Genomic DNA, 25,601 nt, shown 5'->3' with positions numbered 1-25,601 from the left:
CAGGTCACCGCCTCGGGCCAGCCGCCCACCGCTCCCAATCAGCCGCCCATCTCCCAGATCAGCAGCTGTGCCTCCGTCGCCGCGAGCACCTCGAGGTCGGTCTCGGCGGTGATGCGGGCGGCGTCTCCGTCGGCCAACTCCGTGCCCCCGAGCCGCACTTCGCCCTGCACCACGTGGATGTAGACATGTGGGGCGGCCGGCACCTCCCCTCGCTCGCCCGCCGCCAGGCGCCGGACGTGCAGCATGGCGCCCGCCGCCGGGACGTCGTAGGGGGTGGAGTCCGCGATGCCGTGCACCACCTCGTACGCCGGGTCGCCTCCCGGGTCGAGGGGGGCGAGCCACATCTGAACGAAGGTGAGGGGCTCGACGCCGTCGTTGCGTTCGACGTGGCGGACGCCGCCACCGGAGCTGAGGCGCTGCACATCGCCGGGTCGGACCACGGACTCGTGGCCGGTGGAGTCGCGGTGGGTGAGCTCACCGGTGACGACCCAGGTGACGATCTCCGTGTGGCTGTGGGGGTGTTCGTCGAAGCCGGCGCCCGGTGCGAGGCGTTCCTCGTTGCAGGCGAGGATCGCGCCGAAGCGCAGGTTGTCCGGGTCGTAGTGCGGGCCGAAGGAGAACGCGTGGAGGGATTCGATCCCCTCCTCGGGTTCGCCGCCGGGATAGCGGTCGCCGGAGCGGCGTACATCAATCACGCGGTACACGGTAGCCCTGGTTTCCGGCCGTTCGACGGGCTCACCTCGGACCCTCCACTCCGCTGAGGCGTCCCGATAAGGCAGTCTTGTCCCGTGCCCCAATCGGAATCAGAGCAGCCCTCAGCGAACGAACCAGCGGACCGTCAAGGCGGCCCCGCGGAGCCTCACCCGCACTCGGCGACCCTGAAGCGCCTGGAGAAATCGTCCGGGGCACTCGCCGCGCAGGCGATCACGCGCATGGACGAGACGTTGCCCTGGTACCGGGCGATGCCTCCGGAGAACCGGTCGTGGATCGGTCTGGTGGCGCAGGCGGGTATCGCGGCGTTCACCGAGTGGTTCCGGCACCCGGACGCCCCGCAGGCCATCTCGACGGATGTGTTCGGCACCGCGCCCAGGGAGCTGACCCGGGCGATCACGCTGCGCCAGACCGTGGAGATGGTGCGGACGACGATCGAGGTGATGGAGTCCGCCATCGACGAGGTGGCGGCGCCCGGCGACGAGAGCGTGCTGCGGGAGGCGCTGCTCGTGTACGCGCGGGAGATCGCCTTCGCGACCGCCCAGGTGTACGCGCAGGCGGCGGAGGCGCGGGGCGCGTGGGACGCGCGGCTCGAATCGCTCGTGGTGAACGCGGTCCTGTCCGGGGAGGCCGACGAGGGCGCGGTCAGCCGGGCCGCGGCGCTCGGCTGGAACTCCCCCGAGCACGTGTGCGTGGTGCTCGGCACGGCGCCCGACGGCGACAGCGAACTGACGGTGGAGGCGATCCGGCGGGCCTCGCGCCACGCCAAGCTGCAGGTCCTGACCGGGGTGCTCGGGAACCGGCTCGTGGTGATCGCGGGTGGCAGCGACAATCCGCTGGCCGTGGCGAAGTCGCTGATCGGGCCGTTCGCGGCGGGACCCGTGGTCGCCGGGCCCGTGGTTCCGGACCTCTTGGCCGCCACGCGGTCCGCCCAGGCCGCGGCCGCCGGGCTCAAGGCGTGCGGCGCCTGGCAGGACGCTCCGCGTCCCGTTCTGGCGGACGATCTGCTTCCGGAGCGCGCGATCGCGGGAGACCCCGCCGCGCGAGAGCAGTTGGTGGAGGAGATCTACAGACCGCTCGAGGAGGCGGGCTCGGCGCTCCTCGAGACGCTCAGCGTCTATCTGGAACAGGCAAGCAGTCTGGAGGGCGCGGCCCGGATGCTCTTCGTGCATCCGAATACCGTCCGCTACCGGCTTCGACGTGTGACCGACGTCACCGGGTGGTCGCCCTCGGATGTCCGCTCGGCGTTCACCTTGCGCATCGCCCTCATCCTGGGGCGTCTGGCCGAGGCCGATCCCCAGTCGTAGGCTTTTGTCGGGGGTCTACAATTCCCCCTTCGGTTCTTCGTCCCTGTCCCCACCGGCGGCCCGACCCGTCCCCAAGAGAGAGTGTGAGAGTGCTCGTACTCGTCGCTCCCGGCCAAGGCGCCCAGACGCCCGGCTTCCTGACTCCCTGGCTCGAACTCCCCGGTGCCGCGGACCGCGTTGCCGCGTGGTCCGACGCCATCGGACTCGACCTTGCCCACTACGGCACGCAGGCCGACGCGGACGCGATCCGTGACACGGCCGTGGCCCAGCCGCTCCTTGTCGCGGCCGGGCTGCTCTCGGCTTCCGCGCTCGGCGATGTCTCGCCGGGTGCCGTGGCGGGGCACAGCGTCGGTGAGATCACCGCCGCGGCGTTCGCGGGGGTGCTCGACGAGACCACCGCGCTGAAGCTCGTGCGCACGCGCGGTCTGGCCATGGCGGAGGCCGCGGCGATCACGGAGACCGGGATGTCGGCGCTGCTCGGCGGCGACCCCGAGGTCACCGTCCCGCACCTGGAGAAGCTGGGCCTGACTCCGGCGAATGTGAACGGCGCGGGCCAGATCGTGGCCGCCGGCACGCTGGAGGAGCTGGCCGCCCTTGAGGCCGACAAGCCCGAGGGGGTGCGCCGCGTGGTGCCGCTGAAGGTGGCGGGCGCGTTCCACACCCGGCACATGGCGCCGGCCGTGACGAAGCTGGAGGAGGCCGCCAAGGAGCTGGCCCCGGCCGACCCCACGGTCGCGTATGTCTCGAACAAGGACGGCAAGGCCGTCGCGACGGGCGCCGAGGTGGTCTCCCGCCTGGTCGGCCAGGTCGCGAACCCCGTCCGCTGGGACCAGTGCATGGAGACGTTCCAGGAGCTCGGTGTGACCGCGCTCATCGAGGTGTGCCCTGGCGGCACCCTCACCGGGATCGCCAAGCGCGCGCTCCCCGGCGTCAAGACCCTCGCCCTGAAGACCCCCGACGACCTCGACGCAGCCCGCGCCCTGATCGCCGAAGTAGCCGCAGCAGCCACGGCCTGACAAGGAGATCCGAGCAGCATGTCGAAGATCAAGCCCAGCAAGGGTGCCCCGTACGCGCGCATCCTCGGCGTCGGCGGCTACCGTCCGACCCGGGTCGTGCCGAACGAGGTGATCCTCGAGAAGATCGACTCGTCCGACGAGTGGATCCGCTCGCGTTCCGGCATCTCCACCCGTCACTGGGCCAGTGACGAGGAGACCGTGGCGATGATGTCGATCGAGGCGTCCGGCAAGGCCATCGCCAACGCGGGCATCCGCCCGGAGCAGATCGGCTCCGTGGTCGTGTCGACCGTCTCGCACTTCGCGCAGACGCCGGCCATCGCGACGGAGATCGCGGACAAGCTCGGCACGGACAAGGCCGCCGCGTTCGACATCTCCGCGGGCTGCGCCGGCTTCGGCTACGGCCTCACGCTCGCCAAGGGCATGATCGTCGAGGGCAGCGCGGAGTACGTGCTGGTCATCGGCGTGGAGCGGCTGTCCGACCTGACCGACCTGGAGGACCGCGCGACGGCCTTCCTGTTCGGTGACGGCGCCGGTGCCGTGATCGTCGGCCCGTCCCAGGAGCCCGAGATCGGCCCGACCGTGTGGGGCTCCGAGGGCGACAAGGCCGGCACCATCAAGCAGACCGTGCCGTGGGACACGTACCGCATCGGCGATGTCTCGCAGCTGCCGCTGGACTCCCAGGGCAACGTCAAGTTCCCTGCGATCACGCAGGAGGGCCAGGCGGTCTTCCGCTGGGCCGTGTTCGAGATGGCGAAGGTCGCCCAGCAGGCGCTGGACGCGGCCGGGATCAACCCGGACGACCTGGATGTCTTCATTCCTCACCAGGCCAACGAGCGGATCATCGACTCGATGGTGAAGACTCTGAAACTGCCGGAGCATGTCACGGTCGCCCGTGACGTACGCACCACCGGCAACACGTCGGCCGCCTCGATTCCGCTCGCGATGGAGCGGCTTCTGGCGACCGGCGAGGCGAAGAGCGGCGACACCGCGCTCGTCATCGGCTTCGGGGCGGGTCTCGTGTACGCCGCCACGGTCGTTACCCTCCCCTAGGCAACTCGTCCGGATCTTCGGATCCGAACAGCTGCCGCCACACCCTCTGGATACACACCGAAGGAGCGCCACAATGGCCGCCACTCAGGAAGAGATCGTCGCCGGTCTCGCCGAGATCGTGAACGAGATCGCCGGGATCCCCACCGAGGACGTCCAGCTGGACAAGTCCTTCACCGATGACCTGGACGTCGACTCGCTGTCCATGGTCGAGGTCGTCGTCGCCGCCGAAGAGCGCTTCGACGTCAAGATCCCGGACGACGACGTCAAGAACCTCAAGACCGTCGGCGACGCCACGAAGTACATCCTCGACCACCAGGCCTGAGCCACAGTCTCTGCCTCATGGTCAGTCGCTCCGCCACCCGGCGGTGGCGCCGCTGAATCCCTCGGATCCGTTGGAGAAAGAATTCCTGTGAGCTCGACCAATCGCACCGTGGTCGTCACCGGTATCGGCGCAACCACACCGCTGGGTGGCGACGCGACATCCACCTGGGAGGGCCTCGTCGCCGGACGTTCCGGCGTCAAGCCCCTCGAGCAGGAGTGGGCCGCCGACCAGGCGGTCCGCATCGCGGCGCCGGTCGCCGTGGAGCCGGGCGAGGTCATCCCCCGCCCGCAGGCCCGCAAGCTGGACCGCTCCGCCCAGTTCGCGCTGATCGCCGCGAAGGAGGCGTGGGCCGACGCCGGTTTCACCGACAAGGCGGGCGACGACCCGGCTGTCGACCCCGACCGTCTGGGCGCCGTCATCGCGTCCGGCATCGGCGGCGTGACCACGCTCCTCGACCAGTACGACGTGCTGAAGGAGAAGGGCGTACGCCGCGTCTCCCCGCACACCGTGCCGATGCTGATGCCCAACGGCCCCTCGGCCAACGTGGGCCTGGCCGTGAACGCCCGCGCGGGTGTGCACACGCCGGTCTCCGCCTGCGCCTCCGGCGCCGAGGCCATCGGCTACGGCATCGAGATGATCCGCACCGGCCGCGCCGACGTCGTCGTCTGCGGTGGCACGGAGGCGGCCATCCACCCGCTGCCCATCGCCGCGTTCGGCAACATGATGGCGATGTCCAAGAACAACGACGACCCGCAGGGTGCCTCGCGCCCCTACGACACGGCCCGGGACGGCTTCGTCCTCGGTGAGGGCGCAGGCGTCGTCATCCTGGAGTCGGCCGAGCACGCCGCGGCGCGCGGTGCCCGCGTCTACGCGGAGGCGGTCGGCCAGGGCATCTCCGCCGACAGCCACGACATCGTGCAGCCGGAGCCGGAGGGCCGCGGCATCGCGCACGCCCTGCAGAACCTGATGGACAACACCGACCTGGACCCGGCCGAGATCGTGCACGTCAACGCGCACGCGACGTCGACGCCCGCCGGTGACATCGCCGAGCTGAAGGCGCTGCGCAAGGTGTTCGGTGACGACACCGACCACTTCGCCGTCTCCGGCACCAAGTCGATGACCGGGCATCTGCTGGGCGGCGCCGGTGGTGTCGAGTCCGTGGCGTCGGTGCTCGCGCTGTACAACCGCGTGGCTCCGCCGACCATCAACGTCGAGAACCTCGACCCGGAGGCCGAAGGCACCGCCGACGTCGTCCGCGGCGAGGCGCGCAAGCTGCCGGTCGACGGCCGGATCGCCGCGCTGAACGACTCGTTCGGCTTCGGTGGGCACAACGTGGTGTTGGCCTTCCGCACGATCTGACACGTTCTGACGCTCCGCTGAACGTGGGAGTGGGCCCGCCCCGGGTTTCCTGGGCGGGCCCACTCCGTTTTCGCCTGCTGGTGTGCCCCTTGTGTGCTGCTCGCGAGTGCGGTTCCGCGGTGGTTTGCGCAGTTCCCCGCGCCCTCAAAAAAACCGATCTTTGCGCCCACGCGGCGGAGCCGCAGATTGGCACAGCCCCGCGCCCCCAAATGCCCCTCCCGGAGCCCATCCGGAGCCGTTGCGGGCTCACACCACCTGGTGGAGCCACCTCACCGGGGCGCCTTCGCCGGCGTAGCGGAAAGGCTCCAGTTCGTCGTCCCAGGGCTTGCCGAGGAGGCCGGCGAGTTCGGCCTCCAGGTCGGTCTCGCCGGCCTTGGAGCGGGTCAGTGCGGCGCGCAGGCGGTCCTCCGGGATGAGGATGTCGCCGTGGATGCCGGTGATGGCGTGGAAGATGCCGAGTTCGGGGGTGGCGCTGTAGCGCTCGCCCTCGGCGGCGGCGCAGGGTTCGGCCGTCACCTCGAAGCGCAGCAGCTGCCAGCCGCGCAGCGCGGAGGCCAGCTTGGCCGCGGTGCCCGCCTCGGCCCGCCAGGAGAACTCGGATCTCCAGGTGCCGGGCGCCGCGGGCTGCCTGATCCAGTCGAGGCTGACGCGCGCGCCGAGTACGCCCGCGACCGCCCATTCGACGTGCGGGCACAGCGCGCGCGGAGCGGAGTGCACGTACAGAACTCCACGTGTCGTCACCGGGACCTCCAGTGTGGGTCGAGGTTCGCCTTCCCCAGCGGCCTCGCGCCCGTGCCGAGCCTTCTTCCCTCTTGTCCTGAACGACCTCGTCCGGAACGAAAAGGTCCAGACAAAAAGGGACACATCTGACGTGTAGTAATTTAGCGGAACCGGTACAGCGGGCCCCCAGTGGGTCGACCGGGGATCCCGGGGCGAGGCTATCGCGCAGCAGCGCAAGGAGTGTGACGTACTGTCGGTCCCGGGGCTCACAAACACCGACCTTTCACCCGGCGGGACGCAACCCCGCCCCCGCGTACGACGTCAGACGGGTCGGGATCGGTGACGGCGAGCGAGAGGGCAGGAGGGCTGATGCGGGAGCGCAGCAAGCGGCCGTTCGCCGTTCGGGCCGCTGTCGCCGCCGTGACCGCGGCCGTGTGCGGTGTCGCCACGCTCGCCGGGTGTGACGCCACGGGTGACAACTCCCCCGGCCCTTCCGGTTCCCCGAGCGCCGCGAAGCCTTCGCCGAAGCCCACTCCCACGTGGGACACGAAGCCTCGGTCGGTTGCCGCGGTGGGTGACTCGATCACGCGTGGCTTCGACGCGTGCTCGGTGCTCTCCGACTGCCCCAAGGTCTCGTGGGCGACGGGTACCGACAAGTCGGTCAAGAGCCTCGCGGTGCGGCTGCTCGGCGAGAGCCGTGCCCGGACGCACAGTTGGAACCACGCGCGGACCGGGGCGCGGATGGCCGATCTGCCCGCGCAGATGAACCGGGCGGCGGCCGAGAAGCCGGACCTGGTGACGGTCATGGCCGGTTCGAACGACGCGTGCAGGCCGTCGGCCGCCGCGATGACCCCCGTCGCGGATTTCCGGGCCGATTTCCAGGAGTCCCTGCGGCAGTTGCGGCGCACGGCGCCCAAGGCGCAGGTGTACGTACTGAGCGTGCCGGACCTGAAGCGGCTCTGGTCGCAGGGGCGGGCGAATCCGCTGGGCAAGCAGGTGTGGAAGCTCGGCATCTGCGCGTCGATGCTGGCCGATCCGGACGACCTGAACTCCGCGGCCGCCGCGCGGCGGGACTCCGTGCAGGCGCGCGTGGTGGCGTACAACGAGGTGCTGCGTGAGGTCTGCGCGAAGGACAAGAAGTGCCGGTACGACGACGGGGCCGTGTTCGGGTACAAGTTCGGGCAGGCGCAGTTGAGCGAGTGGGACTGGTTCCACCCGAGTGTGAACGGGCAGGCGCGGATCGCCGCGCTCGCGTACCGCGGGGTGACGGCCGAGCGGCCGTAGCCACCTCCCGGCCGGGGCACGGGCGCGCGGGCGTAGGGTCGCGATCATGAGCAGCGAACTCTTCGGCACCCTACCCGATCCCGACCGCACTCCCGTCCACCGCTGGACCCTGGAGCGGGACGGTGTGCGGGTACGCGTCCTGACGTACGGCGGGATCCTTCAGTCGGTCGAGGTGCCCGACCGGGACGGTGCCGTGGCCGACGTGGTGCTCGGGTTCGCCGATCTGGACGGGTATCTGACGCACCCGGAGCCGTATCTGGGCGCGGTGGTCGGGCGGTACGCGAACCGGATCGCCGGCGGCCGGTTCGCTTTGGACGAGCGGATCTACCACCTCGCGCAGAACAACGGGCCGAACTCGCTGCACGGCGGCGAGCGGGGTTTCGACAAGCGGGTGTGGGACGCGGAGGCCGTCGGGGAGCACGGGGTGCGGCTGAGCCGTGTGTCGCCGCACGGCGAGGAGGGGTTCCCGGGGCGGGTCGAGGTCTCGGTGACGTACGGGCTGGAGGCGGGCGGTGTGCTGCGGATCGCCTACGAGGCCGTGACCGATGCGCCGACGCCGGTGAACCTGACGAATCACACGTACTGGAATCTCGGCGGGGCCACGTCCGGGAGTGCGGGCGGGCATGAGCTGCGGATCGACGGTGGGCGGGTGACGGCCGTCGACGAGGGGCTCATTCCGACCGGTGAGCTGATGGACGTGGCGGGGACGCGGTTCGACTTCCGGGAGAGCCGGAAGGTGGGGGCCGGGTACGACCACAACTATGTGCTCGACAAGGGGCTGGGCGACGAGGCGGTGGAGGTGGCGGAGCTGCACGATCCGGTGACCGGGCGGGTGCTCGGTGTTGCCACGACCGAGCCGGGCGTGCAGCTCTATACGTCGGATCACTTCGACGAGACGTTGCCGTTCGCGCCCGGGGACGGGGTCGCGTTGGAGACGCAGCACTTTCCGGACTCGCCGAACCGGGTGGAGTTTCCGTCGACCGTGGTGCGGCCGGGGGACGTGTATCGGTCGGAGACGGTGTACCGGTTCGGGGCCCGGGGCTGACGTCTCGGGGCTCCGCCCCGGGCCCCGCTGCTCAATCGCCGCAGGGGCTTGATTTGCCCGGGCCCCGCTGCTCAGTCGCCGCAAGGGCTTGAGAGGCGGATGTCCGTGAGGGAGCGGCCTGCTGTGGCCTCGTAGGGGCCCGGGACGAGGGACCACGCGTGGGTGGACTCGTTCCAGGTCTCGAAGGCGCGGCGGGGCAGCTCGACGGTGGCCGTGACGGATTCGCCGGGGGCCGCCGTGACGGTGGCGAAGCCGGCGAGCCAGCGGGCGGGGCGGGTCGCGTCGGGGGCGGTCGGGGACAGGTAGAGCTGGACGATCTCGCGGCCGGGGCGGGAGCCCGTGTTGCGGACGCGGACCGTCGCCGTGGTGCCGTGGACTTCGAGCGACTCGTACGTCCAGTCGGTGTAGCCGAGGCCGTGGCCGAAGGGGTAGACGGGGGTCGCGCCCGACTTCTCCCAGGCGCGGTAGCCGATGAAGACGTCCTCGGTGTACGGGAGTTCGCCGTCCACCGGCGTCACCTGGGTGACCGGGGCGTCGGCCAGTGAGCCCCAGGTGGTGGGTAGGCGGCCGCCCGGTTCCTCGGCTCCGGTGAGGACGTCGGCGAGGGCGGCGCCGCCCTCCTGGCCGGGGAACCACGACAGGAGCACGGCGGCGACGTCCTCGCGCCACGGAAGCTCCACCGGTGAGCCGGAGTTGACGACCACCACGGTGTTCGGGTTGGCGGCGGCCACCGCGCGGACGAGCTCGTCCTGGCGGCCGGGGAGGCGCAGGTCGGTGCGGTCGAAGCCCTCGGACTCCACGCGGTCCGTCGTGGCGACCACGACGACGGCGACCTCGGCGTCACGCGCGGCGGCGACGGCCTCGGCGAGCAGCGCGTCCTCGTCCTGGCGCGGGTCGAGGTGCACGAGGCTGAACAGCACGGCGGGCAGCGGCATGGCAAGGGACTTGTCGAGGGTGTGGAGGAGGGAGACCTCGACCGGCCGCCCCTCCGTCAGGGACACCCTGCCGCGCTCCTGCGGGGCGCCGAAGAACGCCTCGAAGGGGTCGGACTCGGGGCCCATGGCCTGTACGCCCTCGTACAGGACGGTGTCGTCGACGGTGAGGGTGAAGGCGCCGAGGCCGCGCGTGCCGAAGGCGTGGTCGCCGCTCTCGCGCGGGGTGAACGTGCCCTTGATCTCGATGCTGTGCAGCGCCTCGTGGGTGACACCGGCAGGCAGGTCGCTGCCGAGCCACTGGACCTGGCCGTTCGGGAGGGTGCCCTCGCCGAGGACCGTGCCGTCGGCGTCGCGGCAGACGGCGCGGAGCGTGAACCCCTTGTCGGCGACGGCGAGTTCGTCGCTCGGGTCGGCGCCGACGCTGTAGGTCAGGGACGGCAGCGCGGCGCTCATGCCGTCGAGCGGCGAGACGATCCGGGACGGGAAGACGGTGGCGGAGCCGCCGCCGAGGACGCGGGCGTCGCGGGCCGCGGCCCCGATGAGGGCGACCCGGGCGTCCGGACGCAGCGGCAGCACACCGGAGTTGCGGACGAGGACGAAGCCGCGGTGGGCGATCTCGCGGGCCAGGGACTCGCCGTCGATCTCGGACGGCGGTGCGGCGACGACGGGGTCCGCGCCTTCCAGGGCGCCCACCCGCGCCGCGAGTCGCAGCACGTTGCGTACGGCCGCGTCGACCTCGGACTCGTCGACCTCGCCGGAGCGGACGGCCTCCACCAGCGCCGGGCCGTACACGGTCAGCGGGCCGGGCATCGCGACGTCCAGGCCGCCCTTGATGTCTCCGACGGTGGAGCGGGCGGCCATCCAGTCGGAGACGTTGAAGCCGTCGAAGCCCCACTCGCCGCGCAGGATGTCGCCCACGAGGTGGCGGTGTTCGGTCATCGAGGTGCCGTTGACCTGGTTGTAGGCGGTCATGACGCCCCACGGGTGGGCGTTCTTGACGATGGCCTCGAAGGGGGCCAAGTACAGCTCGCGCAGGGCCCGTTCGGAGACGAGGTTGTTCACCGTGAAGCGGTCCGTCTCGGCGTCGTTCGCCACGTAGTGCTTCATGGTCGTGCCGACGCCGCCGGACTGCACACCCCGGACGTAGCCGGTGCCCATGAGCCCGGCGAGGTACGGGTCCTCGCTGTACGTCTCGAAGTGGCGGCCGCCGAGCGGGGAGCGGTGCAGGTTCACGGTCGGGGCGAGCAGCACGTGGACGCCCTTGCGGCGGGCCTCCTGGGCGAGCAGGACGCCGGCGCGGCGGGCGAGCTCCGGGTCCCAGGTGGCGCCGAGCGCGGTCGGGGACGGCAGCGCGATCGACGGGTCGTCGGCGCTCCAGCGCACGCCGCGCACGCCGATGGGGCCGTCGGACATGACGAGGGACTTCAGGCCGATGTCGGGGACCGCGGGCAGCGACCACATGTCCTGGCCGCCGAGCAGCCGGGCCTTGGTGTCCAGATCGAGCTTGCCGAGCGCGGCCTCGACCGCCGCCTCGCGGGCCCGGTCGGCCCGCTCCTTGTCGCCGTCCACCTGCTGCGCCATACCGGCACCTCCTCGTCGAAGTCTGGGCGCCTCCATCCTGCACCCGGGACTTGTGAAGCGGTAGGTTTCGTTATCTTGACGTTATCCGAGAGGTCTGGGCCCGCCCCTGCCGTGTCGTACGGTGACCGCATGAGCAGCACCAGGACCGCCAGGGGCCAGGGACGTCGGGCCGAGATCTTGCGGGCCGCGCTGGAGGTCATCGCCGAGCGCGGGTACCGGGGCGCGAGCCTGGCGGCGGTCGCCGAGCGCGTGGGGCTGACCCAGCAGGGGCTGCTGCACCACTTCCCCACCAAGGAGGCGCTGCTCGTCGCCGTCCTCGAGGAGCGCGACCAGTGGGACTCGGTGCCGAGCAGCCAGTGGCGGCTCGATCTGCTCGGCACGCTGGTCGAGTACAACGCGATGCGGCCCGGGATCGTGCAGACCTTCTCGGCGCTGCTCGGCGAGTCGGTGACCGAGGGGCACCCGGCGCGGGAGTTCTTCACGCGGCGCTACGTCGGCGTACGGGAGTCGATGGCGGAGGTGCTGCGCGCCGAGTACGGGGAGCGGCTGCCGGGCGGGCTCACCCCTGAGCGGGCCGCGCCGCTGCTCGTCGCCGTACTGGACGGCCTTCAGTACCAGTGGCTGCTCGACCCGGAGGCCGTGGACATGCCCGGCGCGGTGCGCGACTTTCTTGAACTGCTGGCGGGCGACGCGTAGTTACGGCCGGGCCTGCGGCACCTGCCGTGCCCCCGCGACATCTTCCGGGCGCCGCTCGGCGTCCTCCAGTTCGCGCACCATCAGCGTCGCGCCGGCCACCGCCCCCGGCATCAGGAACACCGCGACGACCGGGATCAGGAACGCGAGGGCCAGCGGCGTGCCGAAGCCCCACGCCAGGCCCTTGCGCGAGCGCAACAGAGCCAGTCGCTCGCGGAGTTGGCGGTTCCGGCGCTGCCAGGCCACCGCCACCAGCTCCTCCGTGAGGAAGAAGCCGGTGACGAAGAAGCCGAGAACCGGGATGACGGTCTGCCCGACGAAGGGGAGGAAGCCGAGGGCGAAGAGCAGGATGCCCCACAGGGCCGCCCGGCACAGGACGCGGATGCTGTCGCGCGCGGAGATCCACAGTTCACGCCAGAGCGGGAGGCCGGACTCCGGCGCGTGGCCGCCGCTCTCGACGCGGTCGACCTCCTCGGACAGCGACTCGTAGAAGGGCTGCCCGATCAGGAGCGTGACCGCCGTGAAGGTCAGGACCGCGAGCAGCAGCCCAAGCGCGAAGAGCACCGCCGTGAGGAAACCGCGGAACAGGCCCTGCCACGGGGACGACCAGTCGTCGGCGAACGGGGTGGCCCAGGAGGTGAAGTCGCCGCCCCAGACGGCGAGGCAGACCAGCGCCGCCGCGTAGAGGACGAGGGTGATCAGCCCCGGCAGCAGGCTCCAGCCGTACCGCTTTCCGTGCTGGGCAACCCAACGCTGCCCCTTCATCAAATAGCCGAAGCCCGCCCCGAGATCACGCATGGCGCAACCCTACGGGACGGGCCCGACCGGGCATCAAGCTCAGACGGAGAGCGTGACCGTGATGTTGCCGCGGGTCGCCTTGGAGTACGGGCAGACCTGGTGGGCCTTCTCGACCAGGGACTTGGCGGCGGCCGCGTCCACGTTCGGGATCGCGGCCGAGATCTCGACGATGATGCCGAAGCCGTCGTCGTTCTTGCCGATGCCGACGTTGGCGGTGACGGTCGAGCCGGAGACGTCGACGCCCTCCTGGCGGGCGACGACGGCGAGCGCGCCCTGGAAGCAGGCGCTGTAGCCGGCCGCGAAGAGCTGCTCGGGGTTGGTGCCCTCGCCCGAACCGCCCTGCTCCTTGGGCGGGTTGACGACGAGGTCGAGCTTGCCGTCGCTCGTGGAGACGCGGCCGTCGCGGCCGTTCTCCGCGGTGGCGGTGGCGGTGTAGACGACGTCGGACTGCGTGATGGCCATGACCGGCTCCCTCGTTCGCGCGGGTGACTGTCTTTCGTGTTGCGGAACGAGGCTACCGAATCATGGAATCCACCGGTGTGGCGGGGGTCACTCGCCGGTGCGCGAAGGCGTCAGAGCTTCACGATCATCTTTCCGGTGTTGTCGCCGCGCAGTACCCCGAGGAACGCCTCCAGGTTGTTCTCGATGCCCTCGACGAACGTCTCGCGGTACTTCAGCTCGCCGGAGCGCACCCACGCGCCGACCTCCTGCACGAACTGCGGCTGCAGGTCGTAGTGGTCGCCGACGAGGAAGCCCTCGATGCGGCCGCGGGTCTGGATCAGGCGGGAGAGGTTGCGCGGGCCGGGGGCCGGCTCCGTGGCGTTGTAGACGGAGATCGCGCCGCAGATGGCGATGCGGCCGTCGCGGTTCAGGCGGGCGATGGCGGCCTCCAGGTGGTCGCCGCCGACGTTGTCGAAGTAGACGTCGACACCGTCGGGAGCGGCCTCCTTCAGGAGCGTGTGCACGTCGCCCGTCTTGTAGTTGAAGGCGGCGTCGAAGCCGTACTCCTCCAGGAGCAGCTTGACCTTCTCGTCCGAGCCGGCCGAGCCGATGACCCGCGAGGCGCCCTTGAGCTTGGCGATCTGGCCGACCTGGCCGCCGACCGCACCCGCGGCGCCGGAGACGAAGACGCTGTCGCCCTCCTTGAAGGAGAGCGTGCGCAGCAGGCCCGCGTAGGCGGTGAGGCCCGTCATGCCGAGGACGCCGAGGTACGTGGACAGGGGCGCGGCGTCCGGGTCGACCTTCACGGCCTGCTTCGCGTCGAACGTCGCGTACTCGCGCCAGCCGTTGAAGTGCAGGACGTGGTCGCCGACGGCCACACCCTCGTCGTTCGAGGCGAGGACGACGCCGACGGCACCGCCCTGCATGGGCTTGCCCAGCTCGTACGGGGCGACGTAGGACTTCGCGGCGCTCATCCGGCCGCGCATGTACGGGTCCACGGAGACGTACAGGTTCTCGACCAGCACCTGGCCGGGGCCCGGCTCGGCCACCGGGGCCTCGCGCAGCTCGAAGTCCTCGGGCTTGGGCCAGCCGACGGGGCGGCTGAGCAGGACCCACTCGCGGCCGGTGGCGGGGATCTGGGGGGTGTCGGCGGTCATGCGCTGATCCTTTGTCGAGGGGGCGGAAGCACGTGGGCCGAAGCATGCGAAAAATACTTCAGTACCTGAAACAACAATGCTCCTGAATATTTCATCATGTCAAGCAACTGGGTACGCTGGGAGACATGGCCGCACCGAGTACCCCCCGCACGGACCCCCTCACCCTCGAGGTCGTCGAGCTGATCGGGGAGGTCGTCGCGCGCTACCACCAGGAGTACGAGGAGGCCGCCTCCCGGCACGGGCTCACCGGGGCGCAGGCGCGGGTGCTCGGGCTGCTGTCCCTGGGGCCGCTGCCGATGCGGCAGGTCGCGCAGCGGTTGAAGTGCGAGCCGTCGAACGTGACGGGGATCGTGGACCGCCTCGAGGCCCGCGACCTCGTGGAGCGGCAGCCCTCGCCGGGCGACCGGCGGGTGAAGGTGGCCGCCGCCACCGCGGAGGGGCGGCGGATCGCGCGCGCCCTGCGCGAGTCGCTCGACTTCGCGCGGGAGCCCCTGTCCGGGCTCTCACAGGAGGAGCGGGTGGCGTTCCGGGACATGCTGCGGCGGATGCTCGGGGAGGGCTGACCGCCCCCTGGAGGCTCGCTTACGTACACCACCACAGGACGCGCTCGCACGTCTCGGACGGACTCGGCGCGGTGGTGGGTGTGGCGGTGGCGGACGGCGTGCGGGAGGCCGAGGGGGCCGGGCGAGGGCTACCCGAGGAGCGGGCGCCTGATGTGGCCGGGGACGGTTCCGCCGACCGCGTCGCGTCGGCGTCCACCGGACCGGAGGCCCGCGTGTGCTCCGGCCGCGGCGGCGTCGAGGCGGGGGCCTGCGACGTACGCGAGGCGCGGGACGCGGGTGGGGTGGAGCGAGCGGCCGTGACGGACGGGGATGTCGCCTCGGTGGCTTTCGTGGGGGCGGCGGGCGTGTCGGGGGCGGCCTGTGTTTCGGCGCCGCCGCCGGAGGGCCCACCGCCGAGCCGTGCGACACCGAGTCCGACGCCGGTCACGGCGAGTGCGAGGCCCGCACCCGCGAGGAGGGCGCGACCCCGCCGCCGCGAGCGCGCGGAGCGGCGCGTCGAGCGGTGCGCGCGGCGCCGGCCCCGCGTCCCGACCGGCGCGTCCGCCCGGCCCGAGCCCTCCCCGGCCGCCCCCTCGTTCGCGGCGACCCACTCCCCGTACGCACGCACGGCGTCGACCGGCGTGCCGCAACCCGGGCAGGCCAGGGCGCCGTTGAGATGTCTGCGGCACGGATGGCAGTAGTCGTCCATAGACCAAGGGAGGCTAGGCGCAGGGGCGGTGCGGGAAAAAGCCCGTCCTGTGAAACTTCTGCACGGAACGCGACGACGATCGACCGATAACGGCTTGCCCATCGACTGACGAGACCCATTGACACCCCCGTGGGGCCGCCTTACTGTCACGCCAGCATTTCGAACGTGTGACGAAATTTCGAACAGCACAGGGGGCAACTGCCTTGCGGATCACGGGAATCAGCACGCACGTGGTCGGGACTCCGTGGCGGAACCTGACCTACGTACAGGTGCACACCGACGAAGGACTCACCGGTGTCGGCGAGACCCGGATGCTGGGCCACACCGACGCGCTCGTCGGTTACTTGCACGAGGCCCAGACCAACCACATTGTCGGCTCAGATCCGTTCGCCGTCGAGGACCTCGTCCGGCGGATGAAGTACGGCGACTACGGCCGCGCCGGCGAGATCGTCATGTCCGGGATCGCCGTGATCGAGATGGCCTGCTGGGACATCAAGGGCAAGGCCCTCGGCGTCCCGGTGTGGCAGCTGCTCGGCGGCAAGGTGACCGACAAGGTCAAGGCGTACGCGAACGGCTGGTACACCACCGAGCGCACACCGGAGGCGTACCACAAGGCCGCGCAGACGGTGATGGAGCGCGGGTACAAGGCGCTGAAGATCGACCCGTTCGGCACCGGGCACTTCGAGCTGGACCACGAACAGTCCCTGTACGCGGTGTCGTTGATCGAGGCCGTGCGCGACGCCATCGGGCCCGAGGCCGAGCTGATGCTGGAGATGCACGGGCGGTTCTCCCCCGCGACGGCGATCCGGCTGGCCCGCGACCTGGCGCCGTTCAATCCCGCGTGGCTGGAGGAGCCGGTGCCGCCGGAGAACCTCAAGGCGCTGGAGAAGGTGGCCGCGAAGGTGGAGATGCCGGTGGCGACCGGTGAGCGGATCCACGACCGGATCGAGTTCCGGGAGCTGTTCGAGAGCCAGGCCGTCGACATTCTCCAGCCGGACGTCGGGCACATCGGCGGCATCTGGGAGACGCGGAAGCTGGCCGCCACGGCGGAGACGCACTACATGCTGGTGGCCCCGCACAACGTGGGCGGGCCCGTGCTCACGGCCGCCTCTCTCCAAGTCGGCTTCACCTCGCCCAACTTCAAGATCCTGGAGCACTTCAACGACTTCGCGGACGCGGAGATCAAGAAGGTCGTGAAGGGCGCGCCGAAGGTCGTCGACGGCTACTTCGAGCTGTCCCACGAGCCGGGCCTCAGCGTCGAGCTCGACGTCGACGCGGCGGCCGAGTTCCCGCAGCAGCAGGCCCGGTTCGACCTGTGGGCCGAGGGCTGGGAGAAGCGCGACCCGAAGGCGACGTCGTGAGTTCCGCCGTCGTCGTCGAGGCGCCCGGCAAGCACCGGGTCGTCTCCCACGAGCCCACAGCGCCGGGCCCCGGCGAGGCGTGCGTGCGCGTGCACGCCGTGGGCATCTGCGGCAGCGACCGCGAGGTGTACCAGGGCAACCGCCCCGAGGGGTACGTGCGTTACCCGCTGACGCCCGGGCACGAGTGGTCCGGCGTCGTCGACGCGGTCGGTGACGGGGTGCCGGATTCCCTGGCCGGACGCAAGGTCGTCGGCGAGGGGTTCCGCAACTGCCAGGTGTGCGAGCGGTGCCACGCGGGTGAGACGACCCTGTGCACCCACGGGTACAAGGAGACCGGGTTCACCCAACCGGGGGCCATGGCCGCCACGTTGACACTTCCGGCCCGGCTGCTGCACACGCTGCCCGACGACGCCGACCTCACCGCCGCCGCGCTGCTCGAACCGGCCGCGTGCATCGCCGCCGCCGCTCTCAAGGCGGAGGCGAGGCCCGGGGAGCGGGTGGGGGTGGTCGGGACCGGGACGCTCGGGATGTTCGCCGTGCAGTTCCTCGCGGCCGCGTCTCCTGCGGAGCTGGTCGTGGTCGGGACGCGGGGCGAACGGGAGGCCCTGTCACGGAAGTTCGGGGCCACCGACTTCCGGCTGCGCAGCGAGGAGCTGCCGGACGACCTCGACGTCGTCATCGAGACCGCCGGGTCCGCCTCTGCGGCGCGCACGGCCGCGTCGTTGCTGCGGCGGGGCGGGCGGCTCGTGCTCACCGGGATCCCGGCGGCCGGATCGGCGGAAGGGCTCGACCCCACGGATCTCGTGGTGCGGCAGCTGGAGGTGCGGACCGTGTTCGGGGCGGCGGCGGATGCGTGGGCGCATGCGGTGCGGATGTTCGGGGCGGGGTTGCTCGATCCGTTGCCGCTTGTGACGCACCAGGTGCCGTTGGAACGGTTCGCCGAGGCGATCGAGTGGGTGGGGGCGGGTGACCCTGCGGTGGGCAAGGTGCTGTTGAGGCCTTAGGTCACCGGTGTCGGAGCGGCCCCCCGGGGTTTGCGGGGCTCTGCCCCGCACCCCGCTGCTCAATCGCCGCAGGGGCTGGATAAGACCGAACTTCGTCCGAAATGTCGAACAACCCGAAAAGGACCACCGTGACCGACCACTCACCCCGCCGACCCGGCGAACCCGCCCTCTCCTCCCTCGGGCTCGGCGCTCCCGAGCCCGAGCCCGCCGACGCCTCGCCCCACACCTTCCCCGACGGCGGCACCTGGCGTACCGAGATTCCGTCGGTCGAGGGGCCGGAGGCGGTCGCCGTCGTGCTCAAGGAGTCCTCGCGGCTCGACGTGCCCATCCACCGGATCAGCCAGGGCAGCGGCATCTGGATGCTGCGGGACGCCGAGATCCAGGAGATGGTCGAGGCGACCGCCGAACGCGACATCGAGCTCTGCCTGTTCACCGGGCCGCGCGGCAGTTGGGACACCGGCGCCTCCGTGCGGACCGACTCGGGCGGCGCGGGACTGCGCGCCCGTGGGCACGACGCCGTCGCCGGATGCGTCGAGGACGCCGTGCGGGCGACGGAGCTGGGCGTGAAGTGCCTGCTCGTCGCCGACGAGGGCGTGCTGTGGACGCTGCACAGGGCGCGCACCCAGGGGATCATCCCGGCCGACACCACCCTCAAGGTGTCCGCGCTCGTCGGGCCCGTGAACCCCGCCTCGTACGCCGTGTACGAGCGGCTCGGGGCCGACTCGCTGAACGTGCCGAGCGACCTCACGCTCGCGCATCTCACGGAGATCCGGCGGGTCTCGGCCGCGCCCATGGACATGTACGTCGAGGCGCCCGACGACCTCGGCGGCTATGTCCGGATGTACGAGATCGCCGAACTGGTGCGCCGCGGCGCCCCGTTGTACCTGAAGTTCGGGCTCGCCAAGGCGCCGGCCATCTACCCGTACGGGGCGCAGCTGCGCGACGTCACGCTGGACACCGCCCGCGAGCGGGTGCGCCGGGGCCGGCTCGCGCTCGACCTGCTGGAGCGGCACGGGGCCGACGGCGGGATGTCGCCGCTGGGCTCGCGGCTGCCCGGAGTGCTGAGCCGGTTCGACACGGGCCAATAACGTTCCGGGCACGCAACTTCCCAGAACTGGACAGGGCCGCGCAGAATCCAACGCATCTCCACTCGTTCAACCCACGCTCCGCGCAAGGGACTTCGCACCACCCGCATTTGTGCAACTCACACATCAAGGATGATGACCATGCGAAACCGTCGAGCCGTGCTCACCGCGATAGCCGCCTCCGCCTCCCTCGCGCTCGCCCTGTCCGCCTGCGGCCAGAGCGGCGAGGGCGGAAGCAAGGACGAGAAGAAGAGCGCGAAGGGCTCCACCGTCGGCATCGCGATGCCGACCAAGTCCTCCGAGCGGTGGATCGCCGACGGCAACAACGTTGTCAAGTCGCTGAAGGCGAAGGGGTACAAGACCAAGCTGGCGTTCGGTGAGGACGACCCCGACCAGCAGGTCTCGCAGATCGAGAACATGATCACCCAGGGCGTCTCGGCGCTGATCATCGCCTCGATCGACAACAAGTCCCTCACCAACGTGCTCCAGGAGGCGAAGGACGCGAACATCCCGGTGATCGCGTACGACCGCCTGATCCTGGACTCGAAGAACGTCGACTACTACGCGACGTTCGACAACGAGAAGGTCGGCGAACTGCAGGCCGGCGCCATCGTCAAGAAGCTGGGCCTCGACAGCGGCAAGAAGGGCCCGTTCAACCTGGAGCTGTTCGCCGGCTCCAACGACGACAACAACACCAAGTACTTCTTCAACGGCGCGATGTCGGTGCTCAAGCCGTACATCGACAAGAAGCAGCTGGTGATCAAGTCCGGTCAGACCAAGCTCAACCAGGTCACGACCCTGCGCTGGGACGGCGCCACCGCGCAGAAGCGCATGGACGACATCCTCACCTCCACGTACAAGAGCGAGAAGGTCGACGCGGTGCTCTCGCCGTACGACGGCATCTCCATCGGCATCCTCTCGGCGCTGAAGTCCGACGACTACGGCACGAAGGCCAAGCCGCTGCCGGTGGTCTCCGGTCAGGACGCCGAGGTCGCCTCCGTGAAGTCGATCATCGCGGGCCAGCAGTACTCGACCGTCTACAAGGACACCCGCAAGCTCGCCGAGGTCTCGGTGGACATGGTCGACGACGTACTGAACGGCAAGAAGCCCAAGGTCAACGACACCAAGACGTACGACAACGGCGCCAAGGTCGTCCCGTCGTACCTGCTGACCCCGGTCAGCGTCGACAAGACCAACTACCAGAAGACGCTCATCGACAGCGGCTACTACACCAAGTCCGACCTGGGCCTGAAGTAGACCGACCGTACACGTCTCAAAGAACGTCTCAGAGAAGGGCACGACCATGGCGGGACCCGTCCTGGAAATGCGCTCGATCGTCAAGACCTTTCCCGGCGTCAAGGCGCTGTCGGACGTCTCCCTGAGCGTCCGTCCCGGCGAGGTCCACGCCATCTGCGGGGAGAACGGCGCCGGAAAGTCCACCCTCATGAAGGTGCTCTCCGGCGTCCACCCGCACGGAAGTTACGAGGGGGACATCCTCTTCGAAGGGGAACCCTGCGAGTTCAAGGACATCAACGCCAGTGAGGCGCGCGGCATCGTCATCATCCACCAGGAGCTGGCGCTCGTGCCGTTCCTGTCGATCGCCGAGAACATGTTCCTCGGCAACGAGCACGCGAGCCGCGGCTTCATCAACTGGCACGAGACGCTGGGACACGCGACGCGGCAGCTGCGCCGCGTGGGCCTGAACGAGAACCCCAACACCCGTGTCTCGGACATCGGGGTGGGCAAGCAGCAGCTCGTGGAGATCGCCAAGGCGCTCGCCAAGGAGGTGAAGCTGCTGATCCTGGACGAGCCGACGGCCTCCCTGAACGACGAGGACTCCGACACGCTCCTCGATCTGATCCTGGAGCTGAAGGACCAGGGCATCACCTCGATCATCATCTCGCACAAGCTGAACGAGATCCGCAAGGTCGCCGACTCGGTGACGATCCTGCGCGACGGTCGCACCGTCGAGACCCTCGATGTGCGGGCCCCGGAGACCACCGAGGACCGGATCATCTCCGGCATGGTCGGCCGGGACCTCGACAACCGCTTCCCCGACCGCACCCCGCACCAGCCGGAGGCGGGCGCCTCGCCGGCCCTGGAGGTCCGCAACTGGACGGTGCGCCATCCCATCGACCGCGAGCGCAAGGTCGTCGACGACGTGTCGCTGTCCGTGCGCCGCGGCGAGATCGTCGGCATCGCGGGCCTGATGGGCGCGGGCCGCACCGAACTGGCGATGAACGTCTTCGGGCGTACGTACGGCAGGTACGCGGGCGGCGTGGTCCTCAAGGACGGCAAGGAGATCAGCACGCGGCACGTGTCCGACGCGGTCGGCCACGGGATCGCGTACGTCACCGAGGACCGCAAGCACTACGGCCTCAACCTCATCGACACCATCGGCCGCAACATCACGATGAGCGCCCTGCACAAGGTCGCCAAGCGCGGAGTCGTCGACGAGCACGAGGAGCGGCAGGTCGCCGAGGGCTACCGCAAGTCGATGAACATCAAGGCCCCCACGGTGTTCGAACCCGCGGGCAAGCTGTCGGGCGGCAACCAGCAGAAGGTCGTCCTCAGCAAGTGGATCTTCGCTGGGCCCGACGTGCTGATCCTCGACGAGCCGACGCGCGGCATCGACGTCGGCGCCAAGTACGAGATCTACACGGTCATCGACAAGCTCGCGGCCGAGGGCAAGGCGGTCGTCTTCATCTCCTCCGAGCTGCCCGAGCTGCTCGGCATGTGCGACCGCATCTACACGATGGCCGCGGGCCGCCTGACCGGCGAAGTGCCGCGGGCCGAGGCGACGCAGGAATCGCTGATGCGCCTGATGACGAAGGACAAAGAGGTAGCGCGATGAGCACGAACGTGACGGACAAGATCCCGGCGGCGGCGCCACCGCCGCCGCCCCGCAAGGAGGGCGAGGCGGCCGGGGGCGGGCTCCTCCAGCTCGTCGTCGACGGCATGCGCCGCAACATGCGCCAGTACGGGATGCTGATCGCGCTCGGCCTGCTGGTCGCCGTCTTCGCCGTGTGGACCGACGGCGACCTGATCCTGCCGCGCAACGTCTCCAACCTGGTGCTGCAGAACAGCTACATCCTGATCCTCGCGATCGGCATGATGCTGGTGATCATCGCGGGCCATATCGACCTGTCCGTCGGCTCGTTGACGGCGTTCGTCGGGTCGATGGCCGCGGTGCTCACGGTCAGCCACGGCTTCTCCTGGCCCGTCGCCGTGATCCTCTGCCTGGTCATGGGCGGCATCGCCGGATCGATCCAGGGCTGGCTCATCGCGTACGGCGGCATACCGTCGTTCATCGTGACGCTGGCAGGCATGCTGGTGTGGCGCGGGCTCACCGAGATCCTGCTCAAGGGGCAGACGCTCGGCCCGTTCCCGGACGGCCTGCAGAAGATCGGCAACGGCTTCCTGCCGCAGGTCGGCCCGAACACCAACTACCACAACCTCACCCTGCTGCTCGGCATCGTGCTCGCCGCGGCCGTGGTCTGGCAGGAGATGCGCGACCGGCGCAGGCAGCGCGAATTCTCCCTGGACGTCGTCCCGTTCAACCTCTTCATCCTGAAGCTGGTCGCGATCATCGCGGCGATCGCGGTCGTCACCATGCTGCTCGCCAGCTACAAGGGCACCCCGATCGTCCTGATCATCCTCGGCGTCCTGGTGGTCGGCTACGGCTATGTGATGCGCAACTCGATCTTCGGCCGGCACATCTACGCGATCGGCGGCAATCTGCCGGCGGCGAAGCTCTCCGGCGTGAAGGACAAGAAGGTCTCCTTCTACGTCTTCCTGAACATGGGCGTGCTCGCGGCCCTGGCCGGCCTGGTCGTCGCGGCCCGGCTGAACGCGGCCTCGCCGAAGGCGGGTCTCAACTTCGAACTCGAGGCGATCGCCGCGTCGTTCATCGGCGGCGCGTCGATGAGCGGCGGCGTCGGCACCATCCTCGGCGCGATCATCGGCGGTCTCGTCCTCGGCGTGCTGAACAACGGCATGAACCTGCTCGGCGTCGGCTCCGACTGGCAGTCGGTGATCAAGGGCCTGGCCCTGCTCGCCGCGGTCGGCTTCGACGTGTGGAACAAGCGCAAGTCCGGTTCGTAGTCACGGTTTCGTATCTCACTTCAGGAGCCGCACAGATGGAACTGAGCAGACGTACGGTCATGGCCTCCGCAGCGGCGGCCGGTGTAGCAGCCACCGCGCTCGGCGGCACGGCCCACGCATCGGGAAACGCGTCCGGGAACGGTTCGGGAAGCAGGAAGCCCGTGAAGGAGCCCTTCGGCAAGCTCGCCGACGGCACGAAGATCTACCGCTGGTCGCTGGAGAACGGCGGCACGCGCCTGAAGGTCCTGAACTACGGCGGCATCGTCCAGTCGCTCGAACTCCCGGACCGGCACGGCCGCTACGTGAACGTCTCCCTCGGCTACGACACCGTCGAGGAGTACGTCGCGGGCACCACGTTCTTCGGCGCCACCATCGGCCGGTACGGCAACCGCATCGCCAAGGGGAAGTTCACCCTGGACGGCAAGGCGTACCAGGTCTCCGTGAACGACGGCGAGAACTCGCTGCACGGCGGCGCCAAGGGCTTCAACACGCGGGTGTGGGACATCGAGCCGTTCACCTCCGGCTCCGACGTCGGCCTGCACATGCACTACACGTCCGTCGACGGCGAGATGGGCTACCCCGGCACGCTGAAGACGACGGTCACGTACACCCTGACGGCGCGCGGCGACTGGCGCATCGACTACGAGGCGACGACGGACAAGGCGACCGTCGTGAACCTCACCAACCACACGTACTACAACCTCGCGGGCGAGGGCAGCGGCACCATCTACGACCACGAGCTGACGCTGGCCGCCTCCCGCTACACGCCCACCGACGCGGGCCTCATCCCGACCGGTGAGCAGGCGTTGGTCGCGGGCACGCCGTTCGACTTCCGCAAGGCGAAGCCGATCGGCCGCGACATCCGCGCGGCCCACCCGCAGCAGATCCTCGCCAAGGGCTTCGACCACAACTGGGTCCTGGACAAAGGCATCACCGCGAAGCCCGTGCTCGTGGCGACGCTGCGCGATCCGGCCTCGGGCCGCAGCCTGAAGATCGCCACGGACCAGCCGGGCCTGCAGTTCTACTCGGGCAACTTCCTCGACGGCACGCTCGTCGGCCAGTCGGGCCGCACCTACCGGCAGGGTGACGGACTGGCCCTGGAGACCCAGCACTTCCCGGACTCGCCGAACCAGCCGTCGTTCCCGTCGACGGTGCTGCGTCCCGGCGAGACGTACCGGACGACGACGGTGCACTCCTTCGGCGTCTGACACCTGCGCGCACACGAGCGGCCGGGGCCCTTACGGGTCCCGGCCGCTCGTCCGTGCCGGTTCAGTACGCGACCGGCCAACCACTCCCCCAGTTCAGCAGGTTGACGCCCATCTTGGGCGTCCCGCCGTCCGTCCCGTCGTAGTAGTGGTAGACGAGCAGATCGCCGTCGGAGTCCGCGAGCACGGACTGGCCGCCGGGCCCGATGTACTTGCCGTGCGTGGCGAGCACCTCGGTGCCGCCGTTCTCCGTCATCCGCACGCCGTTCTTGTCGACGTAGGGACCCGTGGGCGAACTCGCCCTGCCCACCTTGATCTTGTACGTCGACGAGGTGCCGGCGCAGCAGGTGTCGTACGAGGCGAAGAGGTAGTAGTACGCGCCGTGCTTGACGACCGCGGGGCCCTCGACGGCCTTGGTGCCGGTCGGCCGCGCGGCCAGCGAGCGGACGGCCTTGTCGGCGGCGTACTGCTTGCCGGTCGACGGGTCGAGCCTGATCATCTTGATGCCGGAGGACCAGCTCCCGAACGACAGCCACCACGTGCCGTCGCCGTCCACGAAGAGGTTCGGGTCGATGGCGTTGTAATCGGATGACGTGGTCGTGGCGTGCACGACGCCGTGGTCGGTCCAGGTGCCCGGCTGTCCGCTCGGCGAGGACGCGAAGCCGATCGCCGAGTGTGTCGAGCCGAAGGTCGAGACGGCGTAGTACATCAGGTACTTGCCACCGTGGTACGAGACGTCGGGCGCCCACACATCGTTGTCGGGGCTGTACGTCGACCACCACGACGGCAGCGTCGTGAAGGCGGCGCCGGCCCGCTTGAAGGCCGTGCGGTCGGTTGAGGTGCGGGCCTCGACGCCGTTGTGCGTGGAGTAGACGACGTAGCCGCTCGACGTCTTGACCATCGACGGGTCGTGCACCGAGACGTCGCCGGTGAGCACGCCCGAGCCGGGATAGGCGGCGTAGGCGCTTGCCGGGACGAGGGCGTAGACGGCCGCGGCGCCGACGGCGACGGCGAGTACCGGGAGCAGGCGGCGCTTGCGCAGCGCGCGGTGGCGGGATGTTCCGGCGGCGGACGGCGCGGGGGATTCTTCCTTCATGCCGGTGAGTCGCCGCGGACGGGGCGCGGGTTGCCGCGTCACGCACGTCACATTCGACCCACGCGCTGAACGCCGC

The 25,601-nt window shown here is 70.2% G+C and carries 24 protein-coding genes; 16 read left to right on the top strand and 8 right to left on the bottom strand.

Annotated elements, in window-relative coordinates:
- Nucleotides 1-38: 38 nt before the first annotated feature.
- Nucleotides 39-704: a pirin family protein gene (locus ACP4E5_RS30870; protein WP_425834354.1), complete on the bottom strand. Its 666-nt coding sequence runs from the start codon at nt 702-704 to the stop codon at nt 39-41.
- An 84-nt stretch (nt 705-788) separates the two neighbouring features.
- Between ACP4E5_RS30870 and ACP4E5_RS30865 the strand changes: the two genes are divergently transcribed.
- From ACP4E5_RS30865 to ACP4E5_RS30845, 5 genes are all read left to right on the top strand, one after another.
- Nucleotides 789-2,018 carry a PucR family transcriptional regulator gene (locus tag ACP4E5_RS30865; protein ID WP_425834352.1) on the top strand — a complete coding sequence of 410 codons (1,230 nt, stop codon included), beginning with the start codon at nt 789-791 and terminating at the stop codon, nt 2,016-2,018.
- Between the two features lie 89 nt (nt 2,019-2,107).
- Nucleotides 2,108-3,034: an ACP S-malonyltransferase gene (locus ACP4E5_RS30860; RefSeq protein ID WP_425834350.1), complete on the top strand. Its 927-nt coding sequence runs from the start codon at nt 2,108-2,110 to the stop codon at nt 3,032-3,034.
- An 18-nt stretch (nt 3,035-3,052) separates the two neighbouring features.
- Nucleotides 3,053-4,084: a ketoacyl-ACP synthase III gene (locus ACP4E5_RS30855; RefSeq protein ID WP_425834348.1), complete on the top strand. Its 1,032-nt coding sequence runs from the start codon at nt 3,053-3,055 to the stop codon at nt 4,082-4,084.
- Between the two features lie 73 nt (nt 4,085-4,157).
- Nucleotides 4,158-4,406, top strand: a complete 249-nt coding sequence (locus ACP4E5_RS30850; protein ID WP_018530896.1) for an acyl carrier protein — start codon at nt 4,158-4,160, stop codon at nt 4,404-4,406.
- A gap of 87 nt (nt 4,407-4,493) precedes the next feature.
- Complete coding sequence (locus ACP4E5_RS30845; RefSeq protein WP_425834345.1) at nt 4,494-5,765, top strand: beta-ketoacyl-[acyl-carrier-protein] synthase family protein; 1,272 nt, start codon at nt 4,494-4,496, stop codon at nt 5,763-5,765.
- Nucleotides 5,766-6,011: 246 nt separating this feature from the next.
- On the opposite strand, the gene ACP4E5_RS30840 is transcribed toward ACP4E5_RS30845, so the two are convergent.
- On the bottom strand, nt 6,012-6,506 hold the full coding sequence (locus ACP4E5_RS30840) for a DUF3145 domain-containing protein (protein ID WP_425834343.1): 495 nt from the start codon (nt 6,504-6,506) through the stop codon (nt 6,012-6,014).
- 348 nt (nt 6,507-6,854) lie between these two features.
- Here ACP4E5_RS30840 and ACP4E5_RS30835 point away from each other — a divergent pair, with 348 nt between their 5' ends.
- Nucleotides 6,855-7,769 (top strand): SGNH/GDSL hydrolase family protein, encoded by a 915-nt coding sequence (locus tag ACP4E5_RS30835; RefSeq protein WP_425834341.1) that lies wholly within the window; start codon nt 6,855-6,857, stop codon nt 7,767-7,769.
- Nucleotides 7,770-7,815: 46 nt separating this feature from the next.
- Complete coding sequence (locus ACP4E5_RS30830) at nt 7,816-8,814, top strand: aldose epimerase family protein (protein ID WP_425834339.1); 999 nt, start codon at nt 7,816-7,818, stop codon at nt 8,812-8,814.
- 71 nt (nt 8,815-8,885) lie between these two features.
- Here ACP4E5_RS30830 and ACP4E5_RS30825 read toward each other — a convergent pair whose 3' ends face one another.
- Entirely contained in the window at nt 8,886-11,330 is a 2,445-nt protein-coding gene (locus ACP4E5_RS30825; protein WP_425834337.1) for a beta-glucosidase family protein, read from the bottom strand.
- Between the two features lie 111 nt (nt 11,331-11,441).
- Here ACP4E5_RS30825 and ACP4E5_RS30820 point away from each other — a divergent pair, with 111 nt between their 5' ends.
- Nucleotides 11,442-12,026 (top strand): TetR/AcrR family transcriptional regulator, encoded by a 585-nt coding sequence (locus tag ACP4E5_RS30820; RefSeq protein ID WP_425834335.1) that lies wholly within the window; start codon nt 11,442-11,444, stop codon nt 12,024-12,026.
- On the opposite strand, the gene ACP4E5_RS30815 is transcribed toward ACP4E5_RS30820, so the two are convergent.
- The 3 genes from ACP4E5_RS30815 to ACP4E5_RS30805 all read right to left on the bottom strand — a co-directional run bounded on the left by ACP4E5_RS30815 (nt 12,027) and on the right by ACP4E5_RS30805 (nt 14,419).
- Nucleotides 12,027-12,821, bottom strand: a complete 795-nt coding sequence (locus tag ACP4E5_RS30815) for an EI24 domain-containing protein (protein ID WP_425834333.1) — start codon at nt 12,819-12,821, stop codon at nt 12,027-12,029.
- A 39-nt stretch (nt 12,822-12,860) separates the two neighbouring features.
- The gene (locus tag ACP4E5_RS30810) at nt 12,861-13,283 is read right to left on the bottom strand and encodes an organic hydroperoxide resistance protein (protein WP_425834331.1); all 423 of its coding nucleotides are present in this window, start codon (nt 13,281-13,283) and stop codon (nt 12,861-12,863) included.
- A gap of 110 nt (nt 13,284-13,393) precedes the next feature.
- A complete protein-coding gene (locus ACP4E5_RS30805) occupies nt 13,394-14,419 on the bottom strand; it encodes an NADP-dependent oxidoreductase (RefSeq protein ID WP_425834329.1) in 1,026 nt (341 codons plus the stop codon).
- Between the two features lie 125 nt (nt 14,420-14,544).
- Between ACP4E5_RS30805 and ACP4E5_RS30800 the strand changes: the two genes are divergently transcribed.
- A complete protein-coding gene (locus ACP4E5_RS30800; protein WP_425834327.1) occupies nt 14,545-14,982 on the top strand; it encodes a MarR family winged helix-turn-helix transcriptional regulator in 438 nt (145 codons plus the stop codon).
- A gap of 19 nt (nt 14,983-15,001) precedes the next feature.
- On the opposite strand, the gene ACP4E5_RS30795 is transcribed toward ACP4E5_RS30800, so the two are convergent.
- The gene (locus ACP4E5_RS30795; protein ID WP_425834325.1) at nt 15,002-15,670 is read right to left on the bottom strand and encodes an SCO2400 family protein; all 669 of its coding nucleotides are present in this window, start codon (nt 15,668-15,670) and stop codon (nt 15,002-15,004) included.
- Nucleotides 15,671-15,873: 203 nt separating this feature from the next.
- Between ACP4E5_RS30795 and ACP4E5_RS30790 the strand changes: the two genes are divergently transcribed.
- The 7 genes from ACP4E5_RS30790 (at nt 15,874) to ACP4E5_RS30760 (ending at nt 24,432) form a co-directional block, all read left to right on the top strand.
- Nucleotides 15,874-17,031, top strand: a complete 1,158-nt coding sequence (locus tag ACP4E5_RS30790) for a mandelate racemase/muconate lactonizing enzyme family protein (protein ID WP_425834323.1) — start codon at nt 15,874-15,876, stop codon at nt 17,029-17,031.
- On the top strand, nt 17,028-18,035 hold the full coding sequence (locus ACP4E5_RS30785; protein ID WP_425834321.1) for a zinc-dependent alcohol dehydrogenase: 1,008 nt from the start codon (nt 17,028-17,030) through the stop codon (nt 18,033-18,035). Before ACP4E5_RS30790 ends, ACP4E5_RS30785 begins: the two co-directional genes overlap by 4 nt.
- A gap of 128 nt (nt 18,036-18,163) precedes the next feature.
- Entirely contained in the window at nt 18,164-19,123 is a 960-nt protein-coding gene (locus tag ACP4E5_RS30780) for a hypothetical protein (RefSeq protein WP_425834319.1), read from the top strand.
- Nucleotides 19,124-19,261: 138 nt separating this feature from the next.
- A complete protein-coding gene (chvE, locus tag ACP4E5_RS30775) occupies nt 19,262-20,377 on the top strand; it encodes a multiple monosaccharide ABC transporter substrate-binding protein (protein WP_425834317.1) in 1,116 nt (371 codons plus the stop codon).
- A gap of 46 nt (nt 20,378-20,423) precedes the next feature.
- Nucleotides 20,424-21,974: a multiple monosaccharide ABC transporter ATP-binding protein gene (gene mmsA / locus ACP4E5_RS30770; protein ID WP_425834315.1), complete on the top strand. Its 1,551-nt coding sequence runs from the start codon at nt 20,424-20,426 to the stop codon at nt 21,972-21,974.
- Entirely contained in the window at nt 21,971-23,224 is a 1,254-nt protein-coding gene (mmsB, locus tag ACP4E5_RS30765) for a multiple monosaccharide ABC transporter permease (RefSeq protein ID WP_425834313.1), read from the top strand. Before mmsA ends, mmsB begins: the two co-directional genes overlap by 4 nt.
- Nucleotides 23,225-23,259: 35 nt before the next feature.
- On the top strand, nt 23,260-24,432 hold the full coding sequence (locus ACP4E5_RS30760) for an aldose epimerase family protein (protein WP_425834311.1): 1,173 nt from the start codon (nt 23,260-23,262) through the stop codon (nt 24,430-24,432).
- A gap of 61 nt (nt 24,433-24,493) precedes the next feature.
- Here ACP4E5_RS30760 and ACP4E5_RS30755 read toward each other — a convergent pair whose 3' ends face one another.
- Nucleotides 24,494-25,525, bottom strand: a complete 1,032-nt coding sequence (locus ACP4E5_RS30755) for an arabinan endo-1,5-alpha-L-arabinosidase (RefSeq protein WP_425834309.1) — start codon at nt 25,523-25,525, stop codon at nt 24,494-24,496.
- Between the last annotated feature and the right edge of the window lie 76 nt (nt 25,526-25,601).

It is taken from the genome of Streptomyces fractus (assembly GCF_049844455.1).
Lineage (GTDB): Bacteria > Actinomycetota > Actinomycetes > Streptomycetales > Streptomycetaceae > Streptomyces > Streptomyces fractus.
The sequence above is the reverse complement of the archived record's forward strand: the minus strand, read 5'-3'. Positions and strand labels throughout refer to the sequence as shown.

What these genes read in the sequence shown, in the direction of transcription:
- ACP4E5_RS30805 (WP_425834329.1), bottom strand. Translation starts at nt 14,419, where the DNA reads ATGACCGCCGACACCCCCCAGATCCCCGCCACCGGCCGCGAGTGGGTC.
- ACP4E5_RS30835 (WP_425834341.1), top strand. Translation starts at nt 6,855, where the DNA reads ATGCGGGAGCGCAGCAAGCGGCCGTTCGCCGTTCGGGCCGCTGTCGCC.
- ACP4E5_RS30830 (WP_425834339.1), top strand. Translation starts at nt 7,816, where the DNA reads ATGAGCAGCGAACTCTTCGGCACCCTACCCGATCCCGACCGCACTCCC.
- ACP4E5_RS30855 (WP_425834348.1), top strand. Translation starts at nt 3,053, where the DNA reads ATGTCGAAGATCAAGCCCAGCAAGGGTGCCCCGTACGCGCGCATCCTC.
- chvE (WP_425834317.1), top strand. Translation starts at nt 19,262, where the DNA reads ATGCGAAACCGTCGAGCCGTGCTCACCGCGATAGCCGCCTCCGCCTCC.
- ACP4E5_RS30800 (WP_425834327.1), top strand. Translation starts at nt 14,545, where the DNA reads ATGGCCGCACCGAGTACCCCCCGCACGGACCCCCTCACCCTCGAGGTC.
- ACP4E5_RS30850 (WP_018530896.1), top strand. Translation starts at nt 4,158, where the DNA reads ATGGCCGCCACTCAGGAAGAGATCGTCGCCGGTCTCGCCGAGATCGTG.
- mmsA (WP_425834315.1), top strand. Translation starts at nt 20,424, where the DNA reads ATGGCGGGACCCGTCCTGGAAATGCGCTCGATCGTCAAGACCTTTCCC.
- ACP4E5_RS30795 (WP_425834325.1), bottom strand. Translation starts at nt 15,670, where the DNA reads ATGGACGACTACTGCCATCCGTGCCGCAGACATCTCAACGGCGCCCTG.
- ACP4E5_RS30755 (WP_425834309.1), bottom strand. Translation starts at nt 25,525, where the DNA reads ATGAAGGAAGAATCCCCCGCGCCGTCCGCCGCCGGAACATCCCGCCAC.
- ACP4E5_RS30825 (WP_425834337.1), bottom strand. Translation starts at nt 11,330, where the DNA reads ATGGCGCAGCAGGTGGACGGCGACAAGGAGCGGGCCGACCGGGCCCGC.
- mmsB (WP_425834313.1), top strand. Translation starts at nt 21,971, where the DNA reads ATGAGCACGAACGTGACGGACAAGATCCCGGCGGCGGCGCCACCGCCG.
- ACP4E5_RS30815 (WP_425834333.1), bottom strand. Translation starts at nt 12,821, where the DNA reads ATGCGTGATCTCGGGGCGGGCTTCGGCTATTTGATGAAGGGGCAGCGT.
- ACP4E5_RS30810 (WP_425834331.1), bottom strand. Translation starts at nt 13,283, where the DNA reads ATGGCCATCACGCAGTCCGACGTCGTCTACACCGCCACCGCCACCGCG.
- ACP4E5_RS30760 (WP_425834311.1), top strand. Translation starts at nt 23,260, where the DNA reads ATGGAACTGAGCAGACGTACGGTCATGGCCTCCGCAGCGGCGGCCGGT.